The sequence below is a fragment of the Sulfurospirillum diekertiae genome, from assembly GCF_002309535.1.
GTDB lineage: Bacteria > Campylobacterota > Campylobacteria > Campylobacterales > Sulfurospirillaceae > Sulfurospirillum > Sulfurospirillum diekertiae.
Map to the genome: position 1 here is coordinate 304,400 of NZ_CP023275.1, position 24,296 is coordinate 328,695.

Below are 24,296 nucleotides of genomic sequence, written 5' to 3' on the forward strand. Positions count from 1 at the left end.
CATTGCTTACCAGTAATGAAAAAGCATGGCTATTAGCGCATCCAACGATTAATGTTGGAATGGACTCCGAATATGCTCCCTATGAATGGGTCAATCAAAATGGAGATTATGTCGGTATGGCGGTGGATTACTTGCACCTTTTGGAGCAAAAGCTAGGAATTCATTTTAAAATTGCTAAAGGTAAGTCGTGGAGTGAAGTTGTTGAGCTGGCTAAAAAAGGGGAAATAGATGTTTTGACTAGCATTGTTCAAACACCTGAGCGTTTACAATATTTTCTCTTTTCTGAACCTTATCGAGATACCCAAACGATGATTGTTGACAATGGTGAAGGTAAATTTATAGGTAATTTGGAGCATTTATCGGGGAAAAGGGTTACCGTTGAAAAAGGCTATTTTACGCAAGAGTTGCTAACAACAAAATATCCCAAAATAGAGTTAGTACTGGCTAATAATATCTTAGAAGCGTTAACCTTTGTGATGGAGGGGAAAGCAGATGCCTATGTCGGTGATATGAGTGCCATTAACTATGCGATTAAAAATAATGGGCTTGCAAAGCTTCGTATATCGGGACAAACAGAATTTTCAAGTCAGCACCGTTTTGCCTTTTCAAAAAATAATCCCATGCTTGCTGCCATTATAACAAAGGCTATGGCTTCTATTTCAGCCGAAGAATCCGATACAATTTTTAATCGTTGGATTGGTATGCGGATAGAGCAAGGTATTCATACTAAAACACTTGTAAAATACAGTATAGGACTTGCTTGTTTGTTTATACTGTTCGGCTATTGGTACTATAGGTTGCATTGCGAAATAAAACACCGTCAAGCAGCAGAAATGCGGGAACATCACCGCAATGCTGTTTTAGAAATGATTGCAAAAATGCTCCCACTATCTAACATTCTTGAATCCATTGTTCTCAATGTAGAAGAGCAAAATCCAAAAATGCTTTGTAGTATCCTTTTACTTGATTCTGAGAGTAAGTTTTTTTCACAGGTGATTGCACCACGTTTACCTACATTTTATAATGAAGCTATTCAGGGTATTTCTATAGGTTTAGGTGTTGGCTCATGTGGGAGTGCCGCTTATCTGAAGAAGCGCGTGATAGCTGAAAATATCGATACACATGTTTATTGGCAACCGTATAAAGAGATAGCGCTTCGTGCAGGGCTTCAATCGTGTTGGTCAGAACCAATCCTTTCATCAAGTGGAGATATTTTAGGAACATTTGCTATTTATCACACATGCCCACAAACTCCTATGAAAACAGATATTGCCATCATAGAGCAATCGGCTAATCTTGCAAGTATTGCGATTGAAAAGAGTATATCAGCCATCAAACTAAGAGAGAGTGAAGAGCTTTATAGACGCTTGACAGAAGAAGTAACTGATGTGATTTGGAAAGTAGATCGCGACTTAAAAATTACCTATATAAGTCCAGCTGATGAGAAATTTAGAGGCTATAGAGCTGATGAAGTGATCGGTCATCATGTTTTTGAAATGTTTACTCCCGAGAGTATTAACATTATTTCTGAAAAAATAAAGCAGAGGCTCGAAGCGCAACAAAAAGGAATGAATACGGAAGAATTTGTTACCTATGAAATACAACACAGATGCAAAGATGGAAGATTGATTTGGGGTGAAATCATTTCAAAACCAGAATATAATGCAAGTGGTGAGATTATTGGCTTTCATGGTATTACGAGGGAAATTACAGAGCGAAAAGCAATGCAAGATCGTGTGCAACAATTAGCATTTTATGATTCTCTTACGAAGTTACCCAATCGCATACTGTTAAGTGAGCGACTAAGTTATATGTTAGCTGAAATGAAACGGATTCAAAAGTACAGTGCACTGTTTTTTCTGGATTTAGATAACTTTAAATCACTCAATGATACCTATGGTCATAGCATTGGAGATTTGTTATTGTGCCAAGTTGCACAAAGGCTTCAAAAGTGTGTCCGAGAAGTGGATACCGTAGCACGTTTTGGCGGAGATGAATTTGTGGTGATTTTAAATACACTTCATGAAGACAATCAGGTGTCCGTTGAACAAGCCCATCGCATTGCCGAAAAAATTCTTCAAAGCGTGTCTGCTCTTTATGTACTGAATGTATCCCATGACAAGAGTGAAGAAAAATTGGTCGAACATAAATGCACGGCAAGTATCGGTGTATTGGTATTTAAGAGTGCAGAGAAAACACCTGACGACCTTTTAAAACAAGCGGATGCTGCGATGTACAAAGCTAAAGAGGCTGGGAAAAATAAAATTTCTTTCTATGAAGCTCCATTTTAAATAGTTTAATAGATGGAGATAGTCTCTATAAAAGATCGCTTCTTAACGTCACTTAAAAAGGAGGCTTTGAAACTGTTTTTGGCTAAAGTTTTAAGCTCTTCCTTGTTTACATGTAAACTTTGCATGACTGCTTCATAGTTTTCATTGATATATCCACCAAAATAAGCAGGATCATCAGAATTGATGGTCACTAAAACACCTTGGCGCAAAAGCTTGACAATGTTATGTTCTTGCATCTGTTTCACCGCTTTAAGTTTGACATTGGAAAGTGGACAGATCGTTAAAGGAATTTGTTTTTCAATGAGAAAATCAACCAATTTTGCATCCTCTTCGCAGCGAATACCATGGTCGATTCGGTTTACATGTAAAAGGTTAATTGCTTCCCAAATATACGAACTATCTCCTTCTTCACCTGCATGCGCAACGATCTTATAGCCCACTTTTGCACACGCTGCAAAGACGCGCTCAAACTTGGATGGTGGATGTCCCACTTCACTGGAATCTAGTCCAACGCCGATAATCTTATCTTTAAAGGGCAGAGATTGCTGCAATGTTTCAAACGCGTCTGCTTCACTAAGATGGCGCAAAAAACTCATGATCAGAAAAGAGCTAATCCCCAGTTCTTCTTCGGCTTTGGCAAGTGCCTTCGTGATGCCATCCACAACGGTTTTAAACGCAATTCCTCGCATAGTATGGGTTTGAGGATCGAAGAAGATCTCTACATGAACAACATTTTGAGCTTTACATGTAAGAAGGTACGCCCATGTCAGATCGAAAAAATCGGATTCGTTGATCAGCACATTAGCGCCCGCATAGTAGATATCTAGAAAAGATTGTAACGAGGTGAAGTTATACGCTTGTTTGACCTCTTCAATGTTTTGATAAGGCAGTGCAATGTGGTTTTTTTGAGCGAGTGCAAACATGAGTTCAGGCTCAAGTGTACCTTCAATGTGAAGATGCAATTCAGCTTTAGGAAGTTTTTGTATAAGCTCTTTCATAAATTCTCTTTTTGAAAATTATAGCAAAATTACCATATTGAAGAGAAATAGGCAAATATCAAAGCGTTCTATGCTAACGTTATTGTAGAGCTTTTGATAGAATTAACCCATAAAAATCTTATTAGGAGTTACCATGAAAATAGCACTTATCACAGGCGGCAGTAGAGGTTTAGGCAAAAGTATGGCATTGCATTTGGCGCAAAAAGGGCATGATGTCATCATCACCTATCAACATTCAAAAACAGAGGCGCAAAGTGTGGTGGATGCAATACAACAGCTAGGTCAAAAAGCAGCCTTGTTGCAGCTAGACATTGCTCAAACAAAAACATTTCCCTTGTTTTTTGAAGCGTTTAAAGCGCTCCTTGCTTCACAGTGGAACACCACGCATTTTGATATTCTTATTAACAACGCAGGTATTGGGATTAACACATCTTTTATGGAAACAACAGAGGAGCAGTTTGATACGTTGATGAATATTCATCTCAAAGGAACGTTCTTTTTTATTCAAACCTTGTTACCAATCCTCAACGATGGGGGTACAATCATCAATATATCATCAGGATTAGCTCGCTTTAGTTTACCAGGCTTTGCAGCATATGCTATGATGAAAGGTGGTATTGAGGTTTTGACACGGTATTTAGCCCTTGAATTAGGAAAACGAAGCATCACTGTGAATGTTTTAGCCCCTGGTGCAATCGCAACAGATTTTGGTGGGGGTGTAGTAAGAGACAACGAAAATGCTAATGCATTTATCGCGTCCCAAACAGCGCTGGGGCGTGTTGGACTCGCCGATGACATTGGTGCAGCCGTTTCACTGCTTGTTTCAGATGAAGCTCATTGGATCAATGGCGAACGCATCGAAGTTTCTGGCGGAATGCGTTTGTAGTACAATGACATTCAAAAAGAATTAAAGGGTATGGTGTGGAAGAAAAGCTAAATGCACTTACGATCTTACTTCAAGAAGAAGCTCGAAAAGATGGGCTTAATGAAACAAGTATCGCCAACGTCAAGGTTTTTAAAGCCTCAAGTGTCACCGAAGCGTTGCATACAGTGTATGAGCCTTCTCTTTTCATCATTGCACAAGGCGCAAAGAGAGTGATGTTAGGAGCCAATAAGTATTGTTATGATGCCTCTTCGTATTTAGTCTCTTCGATGAATTTGCCAATATCAGGGCAAATCATCGAGGCATCGTTGGAAAAGCCATTTCTATCGATGCAACTTTGTTTTACACCTGAATATATTTTTGATCTTGCGTCACAAATGGATTCTGTGAAAAAAGGAACAATCCAAACGCCTTTAGCGATAAGCGTACATCGCGTGAGCGAAGAGTTGATTGACGCAATACTCAGATTGGCAAAACTCTTTCAAAAAACAGAAGATAGTTCCATTTTAGCACCACTCATTATCAAAGAGATTCTTTACCGACTATTGCAAGGAGAGTATGGTGGTATTTTGCGACAGTTTGCGTTGCATGGCTCGAATGCGAACCGCATTGCTCAGTCGATCGAGCTGATAACTTCCGATATTTCAGAACCTTTACATATTGGACTTCTGTCGCAAAAAATCGGAATGAGCGTCTCGGCTTTTCACAAACATTTTAAATACGTGACAGCGATGAGTCCTCTTCAATACCAAAAACAGTTACGTTTGCAAAAAGCACGTGAACTGTTAGTTACCAAGATGAATGAAGTAGGAGAAGTAGCATTTAATGTAGGTTACGAAAGTCCTTCGCAGTTTAGCAGAGAGTATACACGATTTTTTGGTCTCTCTCCTCAAAAAGATTTGATGCAATTTAAACGAGAGATAAAAAGTGTGTGACATTTTTTAAGAAGAGTGAAGTTATACTTTTAGCGAAACTTATTTCTCAGGGCAGGGTGTAACTCCCTACTGGCGGTAATCTTGTAACAAAGAGAGTCCGCGAGCGCTTTTACATGTAAACGTAAAAGGTCAGCAGATTTGGTGTGATTCCAAAACCAACGGTTAAAGTCCGGATGAGAGAGAATGTAGTGCATTATTGCCATTGTTGATGACAAAATCGTGTGTCTATATTTAAAGATGCCCTGATTCTGGTAAGTTTACTCACCTTTTAGGAGTAGACCATGAATCAAATCTGTAGGGACTCGTCCCTTCACTCTTCTGTTAAGCAAGCCATTGCTTCGCTTCAAAACCAAAACGGCGTGATCGTTATGGACAACTTTAACCGCGAAAATGAAGCGGATATTATCTTCCATGCGGGCTCTCTCACGACAGAACAAACTGCACTGCTGATTCGTGAATGCAGTGGCATTGTTTGTCTCTGTTTACCACCACAAAAAGTCGATGAACTTGAACTTCCGATGATGGTTTCTCACAACGAGTCAAAATTTCAAACGGGTTTTACCATTACCATAGAAGCCAAAGAGGGTGTGACCACGGGTGTGAGTGCACAAGATCGTCTCACGACTATACAAGCCGCCATTCATCCTAAGGGCAAAGCAAAAATCGTCTCTCCTGGACATGTTTTTCCGCTTCGTGCCAAAGAGGGTGGCGTATTAGAGCGAGATGGTCATACCGAAGCTTCGGTCGATTTGATGCGTCTTTCAGGACTTTCACCCTATGCCGTTTTGTGTGAACTGACCAATGTAGATGGGACAATGACCGTAGGCGATGACATTTATGACTTTGCTGCGAAACACGGGTTTCCCATTGTGAGCATTGATGAAATTATTGAATATCGCAAAAAGCACACACTTTAAGATGTACCCGTTATAGGCTTGTGAGCTTATGACGGGCACTCATTTGTGCGTGAACAAACTGTTTAAATTCGTTAAAAAGTCTACTTTGGTATTTATTTTTATGGTAAATGAGGTAAAACGATCGACCAATTTTTAAGTTGACCAAGTTCACTTCAAAAAGTTCACCACGATTCAGTTCGTTGGTAACGGCAACTTTGGAAAGACAGGTGATGGTTTGAGGATTATTGAGCAAAATGGTTTTCGCCTCTTCAAATTCAGAAAACTCCATAAAAATATTTAAATCCAGAGCAATCTCGCCTAAAGCTTTTAAAAAAACCTCTCGTGTACCTGAGCCTTTTTCCCTTAAAATCCACTTTTTATGAAACAGCTCATCGATATAAAATGTTCCTTCCCCAAGACACGCATCACTGCTCACAACAATGAGTTGGTCATCGCCAATGGCATCTTTGAGAATGTCTGCATCTTCGCACGATGATTCGATAAAGCCTATATCGATGGTCGAATCTTTCACCATTTGAATAATCTGAGAAGAGTTTTGAATGTCTTTTTGAATTCTCACCTCTTCATGGTGTGCTAAAAAATCAAAAACAATTTGTGGGGTGATAAAATCCCCAATCGTTTTACTCGAAGCGATTTTTAAAATACCCGAGATTTTACTGTTCTTAAAAAAATCCTCGGCATCATTGAGTGCTCTAAAATGCGAGTAGGTTTTTTCTTTAAAAAGCCTGCCGATTTCATTCAATACTAACTTTTTTCCGATGCGATCAAAAAGCTGTTCTCCTATTTGCGCTTCCAACGACTTGATAGAAAGCGAAATAGCTGATTGGCTGATACCCATTTTTTGTGCTAAATTAGAGATATGTGAATCTTCGCAGAGAGAATAAAAAAATCTCAATTCTTGAAAGGTCATAATGGCTCTTTAATATAATATATTTATGATTATATCAAATATAATTTATTTTACTTATCAAAAAAATGATTTTATAATGGCACAAATATTTCAAGGATGCGTATGTTTCAAAAAGAAAATCGAAATAACACCTTTAGTGGTATTTTATTTGTAGCGCTCTTTTCAATGAGTGCAACGTATTTAGCTGATTTTGCCATTTTGAAACATCTTGGCATCAGCCCTTTAATTGTGGGCATTGTCTTGGGTATGATTTATGCCAATACTTTGCGTAACAGACTGCCGCATGAATGGGTTCCTGGCATTCTTTTTTCAACCAAAACCATTTTACGAACAGGCATTGTCCTTTATGGCTTTCGCATTACGTTTCAAAACATTGAAGCGGTGGGAACGGCAGGTATATTCACCAGTGTAGTTATCGTTGCTTCGACCTTCATCATCGGTTATATTGTTGGAACAAAAGTGTTGAAGCTCGACAAAGAGACGACGATTCTGACCAGCGCAGGCAGTTCCATCTGTGGGGCGGCGGCTGTGTTAGCCACCGAGCCTGTCATCAATGCTGAGCCTTATAAAAGCGCCATTGCGGTTTCTACGGTGGTAGTGTTTGGAAGCATTGCCATGTTCTTGTATCCGTTTTTATACACATTAGGTCTCATTCCACTCTCGCCTGAGGCAATGGGAATTTACATCGGCGGAACGATTCATGAGGTAGCGCATGTCGTGGCTGCTGGCAATGCCGTGGGGATTGAAGCTGCAAAAACTGCGGTCATCGTAAAGATGATACGGGTGATGCTCCTTGCTCCTTTTTTGGTGATTTTAGGATTTTGGTTGGTACGCACAACTCAGCACGTCGCTCAAAAACAAAAGAGCAAGATTACGATTCCTTGGTTTGCTGTCTTTTTTATCATTGTTGCAGGATTTAACTCTTTTAATTTCTTGCCTCAAGGCTTGGTGGGTGACATCAATGCCATTGATACTTTTCTGCTGACCATGGCGATGACGGCACTGGGAATGGAAACGAGTGTAGACAAGTTTAAAAATGTGGGGATGAAACCCATCTATCTCGCAACGATTTTATTTGCATGGCTGATGGTGGGAGGCTTCTTTATCGTTCAATGCTCTTTGAGTTTATAGGTAAAGAAGAATATCAAGCTCCAACGATTCTGGTTTGGTGGCGGGGGCAAAACGATTGACAACAACCCCATTTTTATCGACTAAAAATTTGGTGAAATTCCATTTAATCGCTTCAATACCCAAAAGCCCTTTTTGCGCCTCTTTAAGGTAGGCGTAGAGCGGGTGGGTATGCTCTCCATTGACATCGATTTTGGCAAACATAGGGAAGGTAACACCATACGTAATTGAGCAAAAACTCTTGATGTCATCTTCGCTTAAGGGCTCTTGGTTCATAAATTGATTGCATGGAAAACCTAAGATGGTAAATCCCTTATCTTTGTACTTTTCGTATAAATTCTCTAGCCCTTCATATTGATTTGTAAAACCGCATTTACTCGCAACATTGACGATGAGTAAAACTTTGTTTTGAAACATATTCATTGAGATAGTTTCACCGTTGATCGTTTTGACTTCAAAGTCGTAAATGCTCATGAAAGCTCCTTGTTTTTACAAAACATGAAAAGCAGAAAATTATAGCAAAGTTATCCGTTAGTTTCGTCCTAAAAATTCAGAAGCTTCAGAGATGATGAGAAATGCTTCAGGGTCATATTCTCGAATGATGTCTTTTAAGAGTTGAATCTTTGACATCTCAACAGTGACTAAAATCATTGTCTTGATTTGCTTTTGATGGTGCAAGCCAATGCCTGTAAAAATTGTACCATGCTCTTCAATACGCTCCCTAATCTGTTCGGTTAAGGCTTCCACATTGTTAGAGACAATCTTAACTACTTTTTTGGAAGGACGACCGGTCAGAATAACGTCGATGATTTTTGTGCTCATGTAAACGCTAAACATACTGTAGAGTGCTTTTTTGACATCGCCATACGCAAAAATATAGGCCATCATAATGGAAAGGTCGATGGCTAAAAGGACTTCTGCTGCTTTAAATTTACTTCTTTGCGCGGCAATTTCGCCCAGAATGGACGTACTTCCTGTCGAAGAACGTCCTTTGATAATCAATCCAACGCCAAGGCCAATGCAGATGCCACCAAAGACCGAAGCGAGTAAAATATCATCGGTAATGGGTTTGAGGTGCAAGACTTCGCGAAAAAGATCGGTGAAAAATGAGGTTGCAAAAAGTGCCATTAACGTTTTAAGGCAATAGAGTTTTCCAAAATAAAAATAACCGAGCACGACAAATGGAATGCTAACAATCAAAATGAGTGTTCCTAGTGTTAGTTGTGTGATGAAAAAATGCAAAATCAGTGCAATACCAATGCCACCACCCGTTATGACGCCATTAGGAGAGAGAAAACAGACGACACCAAATGCCATCGACATGGTTCCTAACAGAACGTAAATTGTTTGCAACAGTTGTGTAGAAAGCATAGAATATTTCATTATTTGAGATACCCCATCAAATTAAAAATAGGCAATTTGGAACTGCTCTCTAGTTTTTTCATCCATTTGTCCATTTTGTCTGGTTTTTCCCAAACGGGATGACTGACATTGGAAAGCTCTTCAACTTTGCTTTTAGCGGTTTGAATAGAGCCTACTTCATCAATAAGGTGAATGCCGAGTGCTTTATTGGCGATAAAGACTTGCGCATTGGCAAATTCGTTAGGTTTGGCAAGATTGAGTCCGCGTGCTGTGGCAACATCGGTGATGAAAAGCGTGTAGGCATCATCAATCAAATCTTTGAGTGCACCGCGCTCTTTGGGTGTCCACTCTCTGGTGAACGTTCCCATCTGTTTGTAATCGCCTGCGGTGATAATCTGCTCGGAAATGCCCAGTTTTTTAGCCAGTTCTGCGACATTAGGCGCTTGGAAAAGAACACCGATAGAGCCGATAAAAGCTCCTGGATTGGCGATGATGTAATTGGACCAAATCGAAGCATAATAACTTCCACTGGTCATACTGCCTGCGGCATACGCCACGACTGGTTTGTGTTCAGATAATCGTTTTACCGCCATCGAAAGCTCGATGGAAGGCGCTAATGCACCACCTGGGGAGTCTACTTGTAAAAGGACACCCTTGATCTTTTCGTCTTTGTCTGCTTTGTCAATCTCTTCTAAAATATCTTGGACATTTAAGATTTCGCCTTCGATTTTCACAACTGCAAGGTTTGGGGTTTTAAGCTCTTCTTGAGAACCATAAATGAACACCAAAAGCAGTACAAAAAGCATCGCTTTAAAGTGGTTTTGGATGTAGCTCAAAATAGCGCCGATCCAGATAAAAGGCTTTTTAATCAGTTCTAGCATAATTGTTCTCCGTCAATAAAAGTTAAATGGGTTTGATGTGTGTGTAAGATAAGTTGCAAAGGCATATCTTCTTTTTCACACGCTTGGGGTAAGGTTACTACGATGAGGTCAGCATAACGTTCTTTTTCAAGCACGCCACACGGTAGTTGTAGCGCTTTTGCCGCATTACATGTAACGCTTTGTAAAAGCGTTTGCGCAAGGCTTGAAAGCTCTAATTTGGGGTGTAACATCAGAGCACTTCGCATCTCATCCCAGAGGCTGAGTGAAATGTTGGAGCTAAGACCATCGGTTCCTAGGGTGAGGTTAATGTTCTCTTTTTGCACTGCTTCAAGATCAAGTTTTCCTACACCTAAAAGTCGGTTGGAAACAGGGCAATGGGTTAGAGTTGCTTGTTGTTTGGCAATCGTATCTAACTCGTGTTTTGTTGCTTGTACGGCGTGGGTGAAAAGCGTTGGATTGTGTGAAAAGAGCTCTAGGTATTCGACCGCTTCACACATCGGTTTGGCGTGTGGATTAAACGCACTAAAGAAGCTTTGAAAATCGCCACTCCCTGTATCAATCCATGCACGCTCCGCAGGGCTTTCCATAAAATGCGTCGAGACCACACATCCCTCTTCACGAGCAATTTGAAGCGCTTTTTTAGCCAAAATCGGGTGTGTTGAATAGGGCGAATGCACTGAAACGGCAGGTATAAAACGTTTACATGTAAACTCTTGTGAGGCTTCAAGTCGTCCTCTGAAATCTCCATACATAGCATCCACCGCACTGGGGACTGAACCTAAAACCTCATTGAAATAAACGACACGTTGAGGTGCCTCAACACACGCTTCCAAGTCGGCTCCAAAACTGCTGATGGCACCTAAAGTTGTAGTGCCACTTTTGAGCATCTCTTGGAGTTTACATGTAATGAGTTCTGTTGTTGCAAGTGCACTGAGCTCTTCACGGTGTTTGATGACGGATTGAAGCCATGAAATAAAATCACCATAGCGGAGCATACTCTGGTTTGCACTAAATTCTAAATGCACATGGCTATTAATCAGTCCGGGTAAAATGACGCTATTTTGAGGCGTTTCAATCAATTCTGCATGAGGGTATTTGTGTTTTAAATCTTCACTTAGTCCTACATCAATGATGGTTTCATCAAAAGCAACAGCACCTTTTTCTATGATCTCAAAAGAGGCGTTACAGGGCACTACAAAGTCTGCAATTAACAGTTTCACATCGATCCTTTTTTGGCGTAATTGTATCCTAAACTTACCCCTGATATAATAAGAGTAAATTTTAAACAAAAGGTAACCAATGAAAATTGTCGTGATCCAAGGTCCCAATCTTAATATGCTCAGTCACAGAGAGCAAAGTATTTATGGCGGTATGAAACTTGAAGAGATTCACTCTCAAATGGATACGGTAGCAAAACAAAATGGGTTTGAAATTGAATTTTTTCAATCCAATTTAGAGGGCGAAATTGTCGATCGTGTCCAAGAGTGCTTGGGCGATGCAGATGGTATCATCATCAATCCAGCGGCGTATACACACACCTCTATTGCGATTCGTGATGCGATCAGTGCGGTTGCTTTACCAGCGATTGAAGTGCATATTAGCAACATTCACAGACGTGAAGAGTTCCGTCAAAAAAGCATGACAGCGCCTGTTTGTACGGGTCAAATCAGTGGTTTTGGACCGTTTGGTTACCATCTTGCGATGATCTCTATGATGCAAATGCTCGGTGAACTTGATGCGCTTCGCAAAGCACAAGCAGCACAACAACAAGTCACAAAAGCGTAAGATGAACTACATTCTCCAAGATGAAAACGCACTCTACTTCGAGTGCGGTTTTTCATGCGACCATGCGGTTTTTTTAAAGCTGGGAAGTGAAGCCTTTTTTATCACCGATGCACGTTATACTACAGAAGCCTCTGAAGTGATTAAAAATGCTACCGTTTTGGAAGGTGACAGACGCGATCTTTTAAAAACAGCGCGTCTGTTAATTCGAAAAAGTGGTATCACGACGCTTGCGTATAATCCAGCCGAATGGAATGTGGAAGCGTATGCAAGGCTGAGTGAAAAACTGAACATCAACTTTCAAAAAAAACCGAATTTTTCGCAACAAAAACGCATCATCAAAAGTGATCGAGAGCTTGAAATCCTCAAAAGTGCGGCACTTTTTGGCAAAGAAGCCTTTACACGTTTTGGAGAATTTTTAAAACATCATGGGGAAGGTATGGATGAAAAACGTGCCTTCTTTGAAGCCGAAGCGATTTTAAAACGCCATGGTGAACTAGGACTTAGTTTTGAGCCGATTATCGCTCTTGGAGCCAATGCTGCCAAACCACATGCACTGCCTACATGTAAAACGCTTCAAAAGGGTGAACTCGTTCTTTTAGATGCGGGGGTGAAATACCAGCGTTACTGTTCCGATCGTACACGCACGAGCTTTTTTGGTGAAGCGTTTAACTTTGAAAAAGAGCAACATTTTAACGAGACCTTGAAACAGAAAGTTTATGATACAGTGTTGCTCGCGCAAGAAGCAGCACTGAAAGCAGTTAAAATAGGTGTTAAAGCCAAGCAGATTGACAAAGCGGCACGCGATGTGATTGATAAAGCGGGATTTGGACAGTTTTTCATTCACTCAACAGGGCATGGCGTCGGACTTGACATCCATGAATTGCCTGTGATCAGTGCGCGCTCTGAAACCATCATTGAAGAAAACATGGTCTTTACCATTGAGCCTGGCATTTACTTACCAGAGCAATTTGGTGTGAGAATTGAAGATACCATTATCGCGCGATATGACGGTGCCGAGGTTATGGGGTGAAGCTAGAGCGCATTCGATTTTTCCCTACATGTAAAAAAGCGAGACCCTCTTTTTTACACCGCGCAGTGGTTGGACTGGGTGGCAATCAAGGCGATGTTAAAAAGCGTTTTGTGAAACTGTATCGCCTGTTTGTAAACGATCCACGTTTTTTTATTCAAGAGAGTTCGATGGTGCTTCAAAATCCACCTTTTGGCTACCTGGATCAGCCTGATTTTTACAATGCGGTTATTGTGTTGCAAACATCTCTAAGCGCAAAAGCATTGCTGAAAGTGCTTTTACGCTTAGAACATCTTTTCGGGCGAGTGAGGCTCTTTAAAAATGGACCAAGAACGCTGGATTTGGATATAATATTTTTCGATAATCAAAAAATTCAACAACCTAACTTAATCGTTCCACATCCTAGATGGCAGGAGCGAGCATCGGTTATCGTTCCACTCTTTACACTAAAAAGTTTTAAAGGATAGAGGTGAAATTTCATACGTTTAGTGGCGAAACACCAGCAGAAGCACTCAAGCAGGCTCAACAAGACTGTGGTGAAAATGCGCTTGTAATAAGCACCAAACAAATTCGCAAAAAGACCATTAGTACTTCAGCTCTGTATGAAGTGGTTGTTGCCATTGAAGATGATCAACCTACTGCTGTCCCTAAAAAACCAGAACCAAAAGTTGAGCACAAATATAAAAGTGGCGAAGATGTCCTTTTTAGCCTCTCTGAGGCGGCAAAACAAATCTCTCAAATTGCACAAGCTACGGGTGATATGGGGGGTACAAATGCTTCAAGAGAAGCAGAGCGAGCTCAAAATAGCGAGGGTATTGGCGAGATTAAATGTGAAATCAATAAGCTTGCCGATAAAATTAAACTGATTCAAGAGATGTTCTGGGAAGAGCGAGCCCCACACCGCAATCATTTAGCCATTCCTTCAGAATTTTCAGAGATCTATAAACTCGCAAAAACCAGTGGTATGGGCGAAGATCATTTAGAAAATATTATGAACCTTACGTTAGAACACATGCCTGTGCGAATGAAAAATAGTTCCGAGACAATCAAACGCTATTTTCAAGTCTTACTTCGCAAACTCATTCCTGTACGGATGGAAGCAGAACTTCCTAAAGGCAATAAGCGCGTGATGATGTTTGTGGGACCTACCGGTGTGGGAAAAACAACGACGATTGCAAAGTTGGCAGCACGTTACTCGTACATTCAAGAAAAGCGCGCCAAAGTGGGTATTATCACCCTTGATACTTATAGAATTGGTGCAGTAGAACAACTCTTTCAGTATGCTAAAATGATGCGCTTACCGATAGAGGATGTGGTTGATCCGAGTGATTTTAATAACGCTCTTTCATCGCTCAGCCATTGCGATGTGATTTTGATTGATACCGTAGGAAGCTCACAGTACGATAAAGATAAACTGGTGAAACTGAATAAGTTTTTACAAAGCTCACAATTACAAATTGACGTTAACTTAGTGCTCTCCGCAGGTAGTAAGCTTGAAGATCTTAAAGAGATCTACAAAAATTTCTCTTTTTTAGATATTGATACCCTGATTTTTACAAAATTTGATGAAACAAAGGTTTTTGGAACGATATTTTCTTTGATTTACGATATTGACAAACCTGTAAGTTATTTTTCCATTGGTCAAGAGGTGCCTGACGACATAGTTCCTGCATCCAGTGATTTTTTGGTTGAATGTATTTTAGATGGCTTTGAGAAAAAAAGAGGTGAATATGGAAACGCAGGCGAATAAACTCCAAGAACTAGTCGGCGCAGCTTCTGCTAACGAACATAGCCATACAAAATTTATTGCCATCACAAGCGGCAAGGGTGGCGTGGGTAAAAGTACAGTCAGTGCTAATATGGCAAATATCTTAGCAAATAATGGTTATAAAGTAGGGCTCTTTGATGCCGACATTGGCTTAGCAAACCTCGATGTCATTCTCAATGTTCGTATCGATAAAAATATTTTACATGTACTTAAAGGTGAGTGTACACTAGCAGATGTCATTGTCCCTATTAAAAAAAATCTTTTGCTGATTCCTGGTGAAAGTGGCGACGAGATCTTAAAATATTCCGAACAGTTTTTGTTTGAGCGCTTTTTGGAAGAGACCAAAGTACTGGATGATCTTGACTTTATGATTATTGATACAGGTGCTGGTATTGGGGGACATATTCAACTCTTTTTAGAAGCAGCCGATGAGGTGATTGTAGTAACGGTTCCTGACCCTGCTGCCATTACCGACGCCTACGCAACCATTAAGATTACCAGCAAAACGCAGTCTAATATTCATGTGATTTTGAACATGACCAAAAGCGAAAAAGAGGCACAACTCATTTTTGATAAGATCAATAAAGTAGCTATGGCAAATATTGGTAATGGTTTAAAGCTTAATCTTATAGGTAAACTGCCTGAGGATAAACTCATCTCCAAGAGCATTAAACAGCGCACACTTTTTACCAATGATGCACCCAATTCACTAGCCGCCCTTGATATGAAACGGATTGTCAACAATTTAGTTTATAAATTGGAACGAAAAGTGCTTAAAACTGATACAAATAAGAGCTTCGGAAGCTTTTTTAAGCGTATTATTGAGCAATTTTAGATACATTTTGTAAAGGTATTGTATGGTCAAATCAGAAAATTTCATCTACTTCTTCACCATATGTGGATTTTTTATTGGGTTGATGTTTTCGGTGCTAAATTTTACAGAACCAGAAGAGATACTCTTTTACACATTAGAAATAACGTTAGTTTTCTATCTTATTATCCATGTGGCTGTCATGAATTTCTTTGATTTTGATCGTTTAAGTACTTTTATTTTTGATAAAAAAGATCATGAAAGTATTGGTGATTACTTTATTCAAGAGTTGGAAAATAGAGAGAAGGTCATGGATAGTCTTTTAGCGAGCATTGATAATATGAATCAGCATTACGACAAGATAATGAAAGGCTCAATGGAGAGTAATGAATCCTACAGTAAAAAAGCAGCCTAATCCTTACAGTCAAAATCTTAAAAAAGAGCAAGACGAACTCGTTTTGCAATATCTCCCAGCAGTGCGCGCTATGGCGTATCGTCTTCGTGAGAGACTTCCTGCTTCGGTAGACGTCAACGATCTTATTTCGATTGGAACGGAAGAGATGATAAAACTCTCTCGCCGTTATGATAAAGACCAAAATGATTCTTTTTGGGGATATGGTAAAAAACGTGTTTATGGTTCGATGCTTGATTTTTTGCGCTCCTTAGATACAATGAGCAGAGCTAATAGACGTTTAATAAAAATGGTTGATAACGAGATTACTGCTTACTTGAGTGAGCATGGAAATGAACCTGATGATGCTTACTTGGCAAAAGCTTTGAATGAAGATATCGAAAAAATTGCTGAAGCACGCAATAGCTCAATGATCGTTTCAGTGATGTCTTTAAATGAGCAAATTACAATTTTATCAGGTGAAGATACTGCGCAGAAAGTCGAAAAAGATGAACTCATGGAGATGATTCAGAGTATTCTTTTAACCTTTGGTGAACGTGAGCAGATGATTATTCAGCTTTATTATTTTGAAGAGCTTAACCTCAAAGAGATCAGTGAAGTTTTGGATATTAGTGAGTCGAGAATTTCTCAAATTCATAAAAAGCTTTTAGCAAAGATCAAAGAACAATTGGGAATTAACCATGGCTGATATACTAAGTCAAGAAGAGATTGACGCACTTTTAGAAGTTGTTGAAGAGGATGGCGACACTCTCTCGACAGAAAATGAGAGTAGCGATACCAGGCAAGTCATCCTTTATGATTTTAAACGTCCTAATCGTGTTTCTAAAAAGCAGTTACGTGCGGTTAAAGGTATTCACGATAAAATGGCGCGAAATCTTGCTTCTCAAATCTCTTCTATTATGCGAAGTATTGTTGAAATTCAGCTTCATTCTGTCGATCAAATGACCTATGGCGAATTTTTGATGTCTCTACCTAGTCCAACAAGCTTCAACGTTTTTTCGATTAAGCCACTCGATGGTAATTGTATTATTGAAATTAACCCGTCCATTGCCTTTCCGATGATCGATAGACTTTTAGGCGGTCTTGGTGAGTCGTATGAATCGACACGTGAACTTACAGACATTGAATTAAATCTATTGGACGCCATTTTGCGTATTATTATGCAACGCCTTAAAGAAGGATGGGCGCCAATTACAGATATGTATCCAACGGTTGAGACCAAAGAATCCAGTCCAAACGTTGTTCAAATTGTTTCACAAAATGAAATCGTCATTATGGTGGTCATGGAGATTATTATAGGAAATTCCAGTGGGATGATTAACCTGTGTTATCCTGTTATTTATTTGGAGCCAATTCTCTCTCGTTTAGCAAATCGTGATATTATGTTGGGTGAAACTAGCGCTAAAAAAAGTCGTAATAAAGAGCTCAATACACTTATTTCGCGTGCCGAAGTTTTTAATGAAGCGATTATTGGGCAAGCAGAGCTGAGTGTGGGTGAACTTTTGGAACTTAAAAAAGGTGATATTGTCAGACTGGATCGCCCTGCTGATGATAAAGCTATTGTCATGATTGATAAAAAAGAGCTCTTTTTAGCGGAAATTGGTTTGCATCGTTTTCGTAAATCCATTAAAATAGAGAGTTTGGTTAAAACAGATAAAGATGAGGTTAAGAGTGCTTTAGAAGAATTAGAGCACATTCGAAAATCAAAAATTTCATCCTTTGATACAACGCAACAGGGGTAAGGTGTGAATACATTTGTACAATTATTACAGCAAGAGGTAGTCTCGACAATAGAGGGGTTAACGGGTATTGCACCTACCGTTGAACTTAACGCAGAAGAGAGTGGTGAGAGCAAACTCACACTCAGCCCTCCACTCGCCAAACTCGATATTACTGTGGGTGGTGAACTGCATGGTAAGATGCGTGTTACGATGGCAACATCTATTGCAACTGCCATTGGTGACATGATGCTAGGTGGTGAAGGTAATGAAAAGGAGGACATGGATGCTGAAGATCTTGATGCAACCAAAGAGATTATCTCTAACATCCTTAGCTCTTTTTCACGCTCACTTGGTAGCCAAAAAAATATGCCTAAACTTGAATTTGAAATTGAAAATGTTGAGTATATAGATCCGAACAGTACGATTGATTTTAAGGGCTTTGAGAAGCTTTTTATTTATAATTTAGCTGTTCACAATTCGCATGATACCATTGCATTTGCTATTACGCATGAACTGACTCCTCTTATTGGTGAAGAGGTTTCCGCCCCATCTGCTTCATCTGCGGCAGCACAAGAATTTATATTTGAAGAACCTAAAAAAGTTGTCACAAATATGAGTCCCGAAGAGCTTAGCAATATCGAACTTATTAAAGATGTTAGGCTTCCAATTCGTGTACGTATTGGCTCTAAAAAAATGCTTTTAAAAGATGTTTTGAGTATGGATATAGGTTCTGTGATTGAACTTGATCAATTAGCAAATGATCCATTAGAAATCCTTGTTGGCGATAAAGTTATTGCCATGGGTGAAGTGGTGATTGTAGATGGTAACTTTGGTGTACAAATAGGTGAAATTGGTACCAAACGTGAACGACTTGAAAAATTACGATAGTAGAGATTATGCAACAACAAAAACATATTAAAGATACGGAACGTAGTAATGAGTGGAGTGTTCTTCGGATTATGTCAGATTTTGTCAAAGGATTTGATGAACTTCAAGATTTAGGACCTTCTGTTACTTTTTTTGGTAGTGCTAGATTTCACGCCAATAATCGTTATTATCAAGATGCACATACACTTGCGTATAAGTTAGGGAAGAAAGGCTATTCCATTATTACCGGTGGCTCAAAAGGAATTATGGAAGCAGCCAATAAAGGTGGCTTTGATTCCGAAAAATGCCAATCTATAGGGCTGAATATTAATCTTCCACATGAACAATCGGGTAACCAATACACTACGAAACATCTTAATTTTGACTATTTTTTTGTACGTAAAGTAATGTTGGTTAAATACTCTCTTGCCTATGTTATCTTTCCAGGCGGTTTTGGAACACTTGATGAATTTTTTGAAGCGTTAACCTTGACCCAAACAGGTAAAATTACGAAAATTAGTATTTTTTTGTATGGCAAAGATTATTGGGAAAAGCTACTTGATTTTATTAAAACAACCATGGTGGAACATCATACCATTCGCCCTGAAGATGTTGAGCTCATTATTCTTACCGATGATCTGGATGAGATTGTTACGAAAATAGATGAGCGTTTGGTGCTTTATATTAATGAGCTTAAAAATGAAGGTTTGGAGCATAGTCATTACTATCAAAAAGCTGTAGAATTTTTATCAAATCAAGAGTAAAAATGACAAAAAAATTATATTTCCAATACCTGCTAAAAAAACATTTGCCTCTTTTAGGAGCTCTTTTATTATTGAGTTTTGTTCTTTATGAAATTAGTTTTTATATCTTTAAAACGTATCGTTCTTTTTTTAATTCTGATGCTGCCATTGCTAATATTTTAGCAGAAGAAATGGTCCTTGCAGGGAGTTTTTTCCCAAGTCATTGGTGGTATGTCAACAATGATCTTTGGGTTTTTTATAAACAATTACTCGTCATTCCATGGGTCCTTGCGGGCAAAAATGGTTATTTTGCACACGCCTTTACAGTTTTTGAAGTCAGTGTGTTTATGATCGTATTTATTTATCTCTTTTTGCGTTCTTTAATGCTTTCTCGTGCTTCTGCCATTATGGGTGGTGTGGTTGTTTGTATTGCTTATTCGCCAATGTATTTACGAGAACTTTTTGGTGAAGCTGCCTATACGTGGTACTTTCTTTTTATGATCGGATTTATGTTTATTTTTCGCAAGCTTAGCCCTCATGTCATTAGCAAGAGTACGCAAATTAAGGCTTTTATCTTTTTTATGATGTTGCTTTATTTACTGGTACTTGCGAATCCTATACGTTTTTTTGTTTATTATGTTGTGCCTTTTTTTGGAGCACTTGCTTTAAGTATTTACTTTGCTAGAGATAGTATTAAAACATTTCAACATGCAGTGTATCGCCTTTTATCTGTCAAAAAAATGGTTATTTTTGCTTTTGCATGTTTGGTAATGGGACTTGCTGGAATGGCGCATTACAATCTTTTGGAGAGTTTGCATTTAGCGGGTGGTGCCAATAATGCAGGACTTGTTTCACTTGAAATTCTCCCCGTACATGCGGCACATGCTTTTTTAGGATTACTCAATTTTATAGGAGCTGAATGGAATGAAGGTGTTCGAGCATCGTCTATTGAGGGTGCCATTTCACTTTTAAAATTTGCACTTTACCCGTGTGTTTTAATTATTCCAGCGTTACATGTAAAAAAAGCTTTTTATCAGATGAGCGCAACGGAGCGCTTTTTTGTTCTTTTCTCCTATGTGGGGTTTGCCATTATTTATATTCTTTATTCGACAACGGCATTGCATGAAAGTGCATGGGCTGCGCGTAACAATATTCGCTATATCTCCCCTTTTATTATGATGATTTTGGTTTGTAACGTTATTATGTGGCGCTTTTTTTCTTTGTTTTCCAAAGTTATTTTATCCGTCTGTTTAGCAATGGCATTGGGATTATCGTGGAACTATGTCTCCCCTAAAGAGTGGCGTGGAATTGTTGATGAGCGGATCGCTTTGGTAGAAGAGCTTAAAAGCAGAGGGTTACATTTTGGCTATGCGGAATATTGGGATTCACACCTTTATACGGTCTTTAGTGATGGCGACGTGGATATTCGTCCGATTGAGGTTGATGAAAAAGGTATTTCGCTTGTCAAATGGTTATCCAGTGATCGATGGTATCAGAAAGACTCAACCGATGGGAAGGTCTTCTTTATGCTTAAACATGAAGATATTGCTGATTTCAACGTAAGCCTTAAAAATCTTAATATGCCTGATCCCATTGATCAATTTGCAATGAATCAATACACTATATATGTTTTTGAAAAAAATCCGCTTTATGTGAAAAAAAGTAAAGCAGAAGCTAGGAAGAAAAAGCGTATAATGACAGCTCCGTAATTTACATGTAAAGGTGTCGCGTGGAGTCTGTCAAAATTAGTGTCGTTTCTCCCATTTATGGCTGTAAAGAGTGCTTGTTTGAACTGTATGACCGTTTGGTTAAAACACTCAGCCAAATCACAGATAATTTTGAAATTATTTTGGTGAATGATGCCTGTCCTCAAGCTTCTTGGGAGCGTATAGTGATGTTGTGTGCTAAAGATGCACGTGTTAAAGGCATCAATCTTTCACGTAATTTTGGTCAACATTATGCCATTACCGCGGGACTTGATCATGCCAAAGGCGATTGGGTTGTTGTGATGGATTGTGATTTACAGGATAGACCTGAAGAGATCATCAAGCTTTACAACAAAGCATTGGATGGCTATGATATTGTCTTTGGCAAACGTGTTGAACGTCAAGATACTTTCCTTAAACGCCTTGGTTCCCAAGTGTTTAACAGAGTTTTAGAGTATTTTACTGAGACCAAACATGATAATAGCATTGCCAATTTTGGTATTTATGCTCAAAAGGTTGTGGAAACAATTAATCGTTACCGTGAACAAAGTAGGGACTTTTTGTTGTTTGCTCAAATGGTAGGATTTAAAAAGGCTGAGATTGAGATTGAGCATGCTGCACGTGCGTATGGATCATCTTCCTATAATCTTTCCAAATTGATCCGTTTAGCCATTGATTCCATTGTGTCACACTCTAACAAGCCATTAAGGCTCTCTATTCAGTTAGGATTTTTTATTGCGTTAATTAGTCTTATCTATGCCTGTTGGCTCGTGATTCGTTACTTTTTCTATCATACGCCAGCGGAAGGTTGGACCAGCTTAATGGTATCCATGTTTTTCATGTTTGGACTTCTGTTTGCCATTATTGGCATTGCAGGACTTTACATTGGGAAGATTTTTGATGAGGTTAAAAGACGACCTCTTTATATTATTCAAGAGACAATTAATTTATGAAAAAAATAGCAATTTTACAATCAAACTATATCCCATGGAAGGGATATTTTGACATTATTGGCAGTGTGGACGAATTTGTCCTTTATGATGATATGCAGTACACCAAAAATGATTGGCGTAACCGCAATAAAATTAAAACGCAAAATGGGCTTCAGTGGTTGAGCATTCCTGTGCGTCAAGAGAGCTTGCACCAAAAGATTAATGAGACCAAAATTATTGATCCGAAATGGAATGTCAATCATTGGCGTAGTATTTCTCAAAGCTATGCCAAGGCACCACATTTTAAAGCGTACAAAGAGCAAATGGAAGCGTTGTATATGAGCGCAACGATGGAGACGATTAGCGAGATCAATCGTCATTTCATTGATGCCATCTGCGCAATGATTGAGATCAAAACGGTCATTCGAGACTCACGTGAATTTGTTTTAGCCGATGGTAAAAGTGAGCGACTCTTGGCACTCTGTCAAGATTTGGGTGCGACAACGTATCTGAGTGGTCCAGCGGCGCGTGATTATCTGGATGAATCTATTTTTAAAGAAGCGGGGATAGCAGTCGAGTGGATGGATTACAGTGGGTATGAAGAATACCACCAACTTTTTCCTCCCTTTGAACACGGCGTTAGTGTGATCGATCTGATCTTAAATGAAGGCGAAAATGCCAAAAACTTTTTAAAGAGTACACCAAAATGATACATTTTAATAAACCTCCATTAACCGGAAACGAAGAGAAATATCTTTTAGAGACCCTGCACAGCCTTAAAATGTCAGGCGATGGTGTTTTTGGAAAGCGTTGTCAAAAATGGTTTGAAGAACGCTATCACTGTTCTAAAACCTTGCTTACCCCGTCATGTACACATGCGCTTGAAATGGCTGCTTTGTTACTCGAAATCAAGGAGGGTGATGAAGTCATTATGCCAAGTTACACGTTTGTGAGCACCGCTGATGCGTTTGCCTTGCGTGGTGCGAAGATCGTTTTTATTGATGTTCGACCTGAAACGATGAATATTGACGAACGACTCATTGAAGCAGCGATTACCCCTAAAACCAAAGTGATTGTTCCAGTGCATTATGCTGGTGTAGGATGTAATATGGATATTATTATGGATATTGCACGTCGCCATAATCTTTTTGTCGTGGAAGACGCTGCACAAGGGTTTGAGTCAACGTATAAAGGCAAGCCACTTGGAACGATTGGGCACTTGGGTGCGTTTAGTTTCCATGAAACGAAGAATGTGACCAGTGGTGGTGAAGGTGGATTATTACTGATTAATGATGAGCGTTTTTTACAACGTGCCGAAATTATCCGTGAAAAAGGAACCAATCGTAGCCAATTTTTTAGAGGAATGGTGGACAAATACAGTTGGGTAGATATTGGGAGTAGCTATTTGCCTTGTGAATTTCAATCTGCCTACTTGTGGGGGCAACTTGAAATGGTGGATACCATTCAAACACACCGACTCAACAGTTGGAAAGCGTACTATGAGAGACTTGAACCACTGGCAAAAAAAGGGTTGATCGAGCTTCCCTTTATTCCTGATGGATGCTCTCACAATGCACATATGTTTTATTTAAAAGTGAAAGATTTAGACGAAAGAACTGCGCTTTTAGAAAAATTCAAAGAGCTTAATATTGGTGCTGTTTTTCATTATATCCCATTGCATAGTGCACCTGCTGGATTAAAATTTGGACATTTCTTTGGGAAAGATATTTATACTACAAAGGAGAGTGAGCGTTTGATTCGCCTTCCAATGTATTATGGCTTGACACTCGAAGAGATCGATTCTGTTTGTGAAGTTTTGATAAAATGGAGTGCACGTTAATGGCGCATTTATACATCTTTGGAACGATTTTTTTTACCGTCTATGGTCAGCTTGTGATCAAATGGCGTATCCCTTTTCATGGGCATTTACCCGATGCATCAGCTGAAAAACTCTTCTTTTTACTCAAACTTTTTTTAGACCCATTTATTTTGAGTGGTTTTGTTTCTGCATTTATCGCCTCTTTATGTTGGATGGCAGCTATGACAAAGTTTGAACTCAGCTACGCTTATCCGTTTATGGGACTTACCTTTGTGGTTGTTTTTGTCTCTTCGGTCTTTTTATTTAGTGAAAGCGTTACTCTTTATAAAATCCTTGGTCTTGCCTTGATCGTGCTGGGAATTTTTATCTCCAGTCGCGCCTAATTACTGCGATAATATCA

At 39.3% G+C, this 24,296-nt stretch carries 26 protein-coding genes and 1 riboswitch; of the genes, 20 read left to right on the forward strand and 6 right to left on the reverse strand.

Annotated elements, in window-relative coordinates; genetic code table 11:
• Positions 1–2 precede the first annotated feature (2 nt).
• Complete coding sequence (locus SJPD1_RS01630; RefSeq protein WP_168171304.1) at positions 3–2,291, forward strand: diguanylate cyclase domain-containing protein; 2,289 nt, start codon at positions 3–5, stop codon at positions 2,289–2,291.
• 5 nt (positions 2,292–2,296) lie between these two features.
• Here SJPD1_RS01630 and SJPD1_RS01635 read toward each other — a convergent pair whose 3' ends face one another.
• Positions 2,297–3,289 carry an adenosine deaminase gene (locus SJPD1_RS01635; RefSeq protein ID WP_096045680.1) on the reverse strand — a complete coding sequence of 331 codons (993 nt, stop codon included), beginning with the start codon at positions 3,287–3,289 and terminating at the stop codon, positions 2,297–2,299.
• Between the two features lie 133 nt (positions 3,290–3,422).
• On the opposite strand from SJPD1_RS01635, the gene SJPD1_RS01640 reads away from it, so the two are divergent.
• The 3 genes from SJPD1_RS01640 (at position 3,423) to ribB (ending at position 6,024) form a co-directional block, all read left to right on the forward strand.
• Positions 3,423–4,175, forward strand: a complete 753-nt coding sequence (locus SJPD1_RS01640) for an SDR family NAD(P)-dependent oxidoreductase (protein WP_096045681.1) — start codon at positions 3,423–3,425, stop codon at positions 4,173–4,175.
• 35 nt (positions 4,176–4,210) lie between these two features.
• Positions 4,211–5,107: an AraC family transcriptional regulator gene (locus SJPD1_RS01645; protein ID WP_096045682.1), complete on the forward strand. Its 897-nt coding sequence runs from the start codon at positions 4,211–4,213 to the stop codon at positions 5,105–5,107.
• 38 nt (positions 5,108–5,145) lie between these two features.
• A riboswitch (FMN riboswitch) is annotated at positions 5,146–5,296 on the forward strand.
• 92 nt (positions 5,297–5,388) lie between these two features.
• A complete protein-coding gene (gene ribB / locus SJPD1_RS01650; RefSeq protein ID WP_096045683.1) occupies positions 5,389–6,024 on the forward strand; it encodes a 3,4-dihydroxy-2-butanone-4-phosphate synthase in 636 nt (211 codons plus the stop codon).
• A 10-nt stretch (positions 6,025–6,034) separates the two neighbouring features.
• Here ribB and SJPD1_RS01655 read toward each other — a convergent pair whose 3' ends face one another.
• Positions 6,035–6,934 carry a LysR substrate-binding domain-containing protein gene (locus tag SJPD1_RS01655; RefSeq protein WP_096045684.1) on the reverse strand — a complete coding sequence of 300 codons (900 nt, stop codon included), beginning with the start codon at positions 6,932–6,934 and terminating at the stop codon, positions 6,035–6,037.
• Between the two features lie 102 nt (positions 6,935–7,036).
• On the opposite strand from SJPD1_RS01655, the gene SJPD1_RS01660 reads away from it, so the two are divergent.
• Positions 7,037–8,065, forward strand: a complete 1,029-nt coding sequence (locus SJPD1_RS01660; protein WP_096045685.1) for a YeiH family protein — start codon at positions 7,037–7,039, stop codon at positions 8,063–8,065.
• Here SJPD1_RS01660 and SJPD1_RS01665 read toward each other — a convergent pair.
• Genes SJPD1_RS01665 through mqnF form a run of 4 tightly spaced genes read right to left on the reverse strand, consistent with a single transcriptional unit; the run spans position 8,060 to position 11,525 of the window.
• Positions 8,060–8,536: a glutathione peroxidase gene (locus tag SJPD1_RS01665; protein ID WP_096045686.1), complete on the reverse strand. Its 477-nt coding sequence runs from the start codon at positions 8,534–8,536 to the stop codon at positions 8,060–8,062. The genes SJPD1_RS01660 and SJPD1_RS01665 overlap by 6 nt on opposite strands.
• A 57-nt stretch (positions 8,537–8,593) precedes the next feature.
• Entirely contained in the window at positions 8,594–9,445 is an 852-nt protein-coding gene (locus tag SJPD1_RS01670; protein WP_226372223.1) for a YitT family protein, read from the reverse strand.
• Complete coding sequence (gene sppA / locus SJPD1_RS01675; protein ID WP_096045687.1) at positions 9,445–10,305, reverse strand: signal peptide peptidase SppA; 861 nt, start codon at positions 10,303–10,305, stop codon at positions 9,445–9,447. The genes SJPD1_RS01670 and sppA overlap by 1 nt, the downstream gene beginning before the upstream one ends.
• Positions 10,299–11,525 (reverse strand): aminofutalosine deaminase family hydrolase, encoded by a 1,227-nt coding sequence (gene mqnF, locus SJPD1_RS01680; RefSeq protein ID WP_096045688.1) that lies wholly within the window; start codon positions 11,523–11,525, stop codon positions 10,299–10,301. Before mqnF ends, sppA begins: the two co-directional genes overlap by 7 nt.
• A 79-nt stretch (positions 11,526–11,604) precedes the next feature.
• Here mqnF and aroQ point away from each other — a divergent pair, with 79 nt between their 5' ends.
• From aroQ to SJPD1_RS01755, 15 genes are all read left to right on the forward strand, one after another.
• Positions 11,605–12,090, forward strand: a complete 486-nt coding sequence (gene aroQ, locus SJPD1_RS01685) for a type II 3-dehydroquinate dehydratase (RefSeq protein ID WP_096045689.1) — start codon at positions 11,605–11,607, stop codon at positions 12,088–12,090.
• A gap of 1 nt (position 12,091) precedes the next feature.
• The gene (locus SJPD1_RS01690; RefSeq protein WP_096045690.1) at positions 12,092–13,120 is read left to right on the forward strand and encodes a M24 family metallopeptidase; all 1,029 of its coding nucleotides are present in this window, start codon (positions 12,092–12,094) and stop codon (positions 13,118–13,120) included.
• Positions 13,117–13,584 carry a 2-amino-4-hydroxy-6-hydroxymethyldihydropteridine diphosphokinase gene (folK, locus tag SJPD1_RS01695; RefSeq protein WP_096045691.1) on the forward strand — a complete coding sequence of 156 codons (468 nt, stop codon included), beginning with the start codon at positions 13,117–13,119 and terminating at the stop codon, positions 13,582–13,584. Before SJPD1_RS01690 ends, folK begins: the two co-directional genes overlap by 4 nt.
• A gap of 2 nt (positions 13,585–13,586) precedes the next feature.
• On the forward strand, positions 13,587–14,867 hold the full coding sequence (flhF, locus tag SJPD1_RS01700; RefSeq protein WP_420855353.1) for a flagellar biosynthesis GTPase FlhF: 1,281 nt from the start codon (positions 13,587–13,589) through the stop codon (positions 14,865–14,867).
• A complete protein-coding gene (locus tag SJPD1_RS01705; protein WP_087437610.1) occupies positions 14,848–15,720 on the forward strand; it encodes a MinD/ParA family protein in 873 nt (290 codons plus the stop codon). Before flhF ends, SJPD1_RS01705 begins: the two co-directional genes overlap by 20 nt.
• A 22-nt stretch (positions 15,721–15,742) precedes the next feature.
• On the forward strand, positions 15,743–16,111 hold the full coding sequence (locus SJPD1_RS01710) for a hypothetical protein (RefSeq protein ID WP_096045693.1): 369 nt from the start codon (positions 15,743–15,745) through the stop codon (positions 16,109–16,111).
• Entirely contained in the window at positions 16,083–16,796 is a 714-nt protein-coding gene (locus SJPD1_RS01715) for an RNA polymerase sigma factor FliA (RefSeq protein ID WP_096045694.1), read from the forward strand. The genes SJPD1_RS01710 and SJPD1_RS01715 overlap by 29 nt, the downstream gene beginning before the upstream one ends.
• On the forward strand, positions 16,789–17,850 hold the full coding sequence (gene fliM / locus SJPD1_RS01720) for a flagellar motor switch protein FliM (RefSeq protein WP_096045695.1): 1,062 nt from the start codon (positions 16,789–16,791) through the stop codon (positions 17,848–17,850). The genes SJPD1_RS01715 and fliM overlap by 8 nt, the downstream gene beginning before the upstream one ends.
• Before the next feature lie 3 nt (positions 17,851–17,853).
• On the forward strand, positions 17,854–18,717 hold the full coding sequence (gene fliY, locus SJPD1_RS01725) for a flagellar motor switch protein FliY (protein WP_096045696.1): 864 nt from the start codon (positions 17,854–17,856) through the stop codon (positions 18,715–18,717).
• A gap of 8 nt (positions 18,718–18,725) precedes the next feature.
• A complete protein-coding gene (locus SJPD1_RS01730) occupies positions 18,726–19,460 on the forward strand; it encodes an LOG family protein (RefSeq protein WP_096045697.1) in 735 nt (244 codons plus the stop codon).
• 71 nt (positions 19,461–19,531) lie between these two features.
• Positions 19,532–21,148 carry a hypothetical protein gene (locus SJPD1_RS01735; RefSeq protein ID WP_226372224.1) on the forward strand — a complete coding sequence of 539 codons (1,617 nt, stop codon included), beginning with the start codon at positions 19,532–19,534 and terminating at the stop codon, positions 21,146–21,148.
• Positions 21,149–21,168: 20 nt separating this feature from the next.
• Complete coding sequence (locus SJPD1_RS01740) at positions 21,169–22,098, forward strand: glycosyltransferase family 2 protein (RefSeq protein WP_096045699.1); 930 nt, start codon at positions 21,169–21,171, stop codon at positions 22,096–22,098.
• A complete protein-coding gene (locus SJPD1_RS01745) occupies positions 22,095–22,787 on the forward strand; it encodes a WbqC family protein (protein ID WP_096045700.1) in 693 nt (230 codons plus the stop codon). The genes SJPD1_RS01740 and SJPD1_RS01745 overlap by 4 nt, the downstream gene beginning before the upstream one ends.
• Positions 22,784–23,917, forward strand: a complete 1,134-nt coding sequence (gene rffA, locus SJPD1_RS01750; RefSeq protein WP_096045701.1) for a dTDP-4-amino-4,6-dideoxygalactose transaminase — start codon at positions 22,784–22,786, stop codon at positions 23,915–23,917. The genes SJPD1_RS01745 and rffA overlap by 4 nt, the downstream gene beginning before the upstream one ends.
• Positions 23,917–24,279 (forward strand): EamA family transporter, encoded by a 363-nt coding sequence (locus tag SJPD1_RS01755; RefSeq protein ID WP_096045702.1) that lies wholly within the window; start codon positions 23,917–23,919, stop codon positions 24,277–24,279. Before rffA ends, SJPD1_RS01755 begins: the two co-directional genes overlap by 1 nt.
• Positions 24,280–24,296: the final 17 nt, after the last annotated feature.

Coding starts and splice junctions, on each gene's coding strand:
- SJPD1_RS01710 (WP_096045693.1), top strand. CDS start 15,743: ATGGTCAAATCAGAAAATTTCATCTACTTCTTCACCATATGTGGATTT.
- rffA (WP_096045701.1), top strand. CDS start 22,784: ATGATACATTTTAATAAACCTCCATTAACCGGAAACGAAGAGAAATAT.
- sppA (WP_096045687.1), bottom strand. CDS start 10,305: ATGCTAGAACTGATTAAAAAGCCTTTTATCTGGATCGGCGCTATTTTG.
- SJPD1_RS01660 (WP_096045685.1), top strand. CDS start 7,037: ATGTTTCAAAAAGAAAATCGAAATAACACCTTTAGTGGTATTTTATTT.
- ribB (WP_096045683.1), top strand. CDS start 5,389: ATGAATCAAATCTGTAGGGACTCGTCCCTTCACTCTTCTGTTAAGCAA.
- aroQ (WP_096045689.1), top strand. CDS start 11,605: ATGAAAATTGTCGTGATCCAAGGTCCCAATCTTAATATGCTCAGTCAC.
- SJPD1_RS01730 (WP_096045697.1), top strand. CDS start 18,726: ATGCAACAACAAAAACATATTAAAGATACGGAACGTAGTAATGAGTGG.
- SJPD1_RS01690 (WP_096045690.1), top strand. CDS start 12,092: ATGAACTACATTCTCCAAGATGAAAACGCACTCTACTTCGAGTGCGGT.
- SJPD1_RS01640 (WP_096045681.1), top strand. CDS start 3,423: ATGAAAATAGCACTTATCACAGGCGGCAGTAGAGGTTTAGGCAAAAGT.
- SJPD1_RS01705 (WP_087437610.1), top strand. CDS start 14,848: ATGGAAACGCAGGCGAATAAACTCCAAGAACTAGTCGGCGCAGCTTCT.
- fliM (WP_096045695.1), top strand. CDS start 16,789: ATGGCTGATATACTAAGTCAAGAAGAGATTGACGCACTTTTAGAAGTT.
- SJPD1_RS01635 (WP_096045680.1), bottom strand. CDS start 3,289: ATGAAAGAGCTTATACAAAAACTTCCTAAAGCTGAATTGCATCTTCAC.
- SJPD1_RS01715 (WP_096045694.1), top strand. CDS start 16,083: ATGAATCCTACAGTAAAAAAGCAGCCTAATCCTTACAGTCAAAATCTT.
- SJPD1_RS01655 (WP_096045684.1), bottom strand. CDS start 6,934: ATGACCTTTCAAGAATTGAGATTTTTTTATTCTCTCTGCGAAGATTCA.
- SJPD1_RS01745 (WP_096045700.1), top strand. CDS start 22,095: ATGAAAAAAATAGCAATTTTACAATCAAACTATATCCCATGGAAGGGA.
- SJPD1_RS01665 (WP_096045686.1), bottom strand. CDS start 8,536: ATGAGCATTTACGACTTTGAAGTCAAAACGATCAACGGTGAAACTATC.
- SJPD1_RS01755 (WP_096045702.1), top strand. CDS start 23,917: ATGGCGCATTTATACATCTTTGGAACGATTTTTTTTACCGTCTATGGT.
- SJPD1_RS01670 (WP_226372223.1), bottom strand. CDS start 9,445: ATGAAATATTCTATGCTTTCTACACAACTGTTGCAAACAATTTACGTT.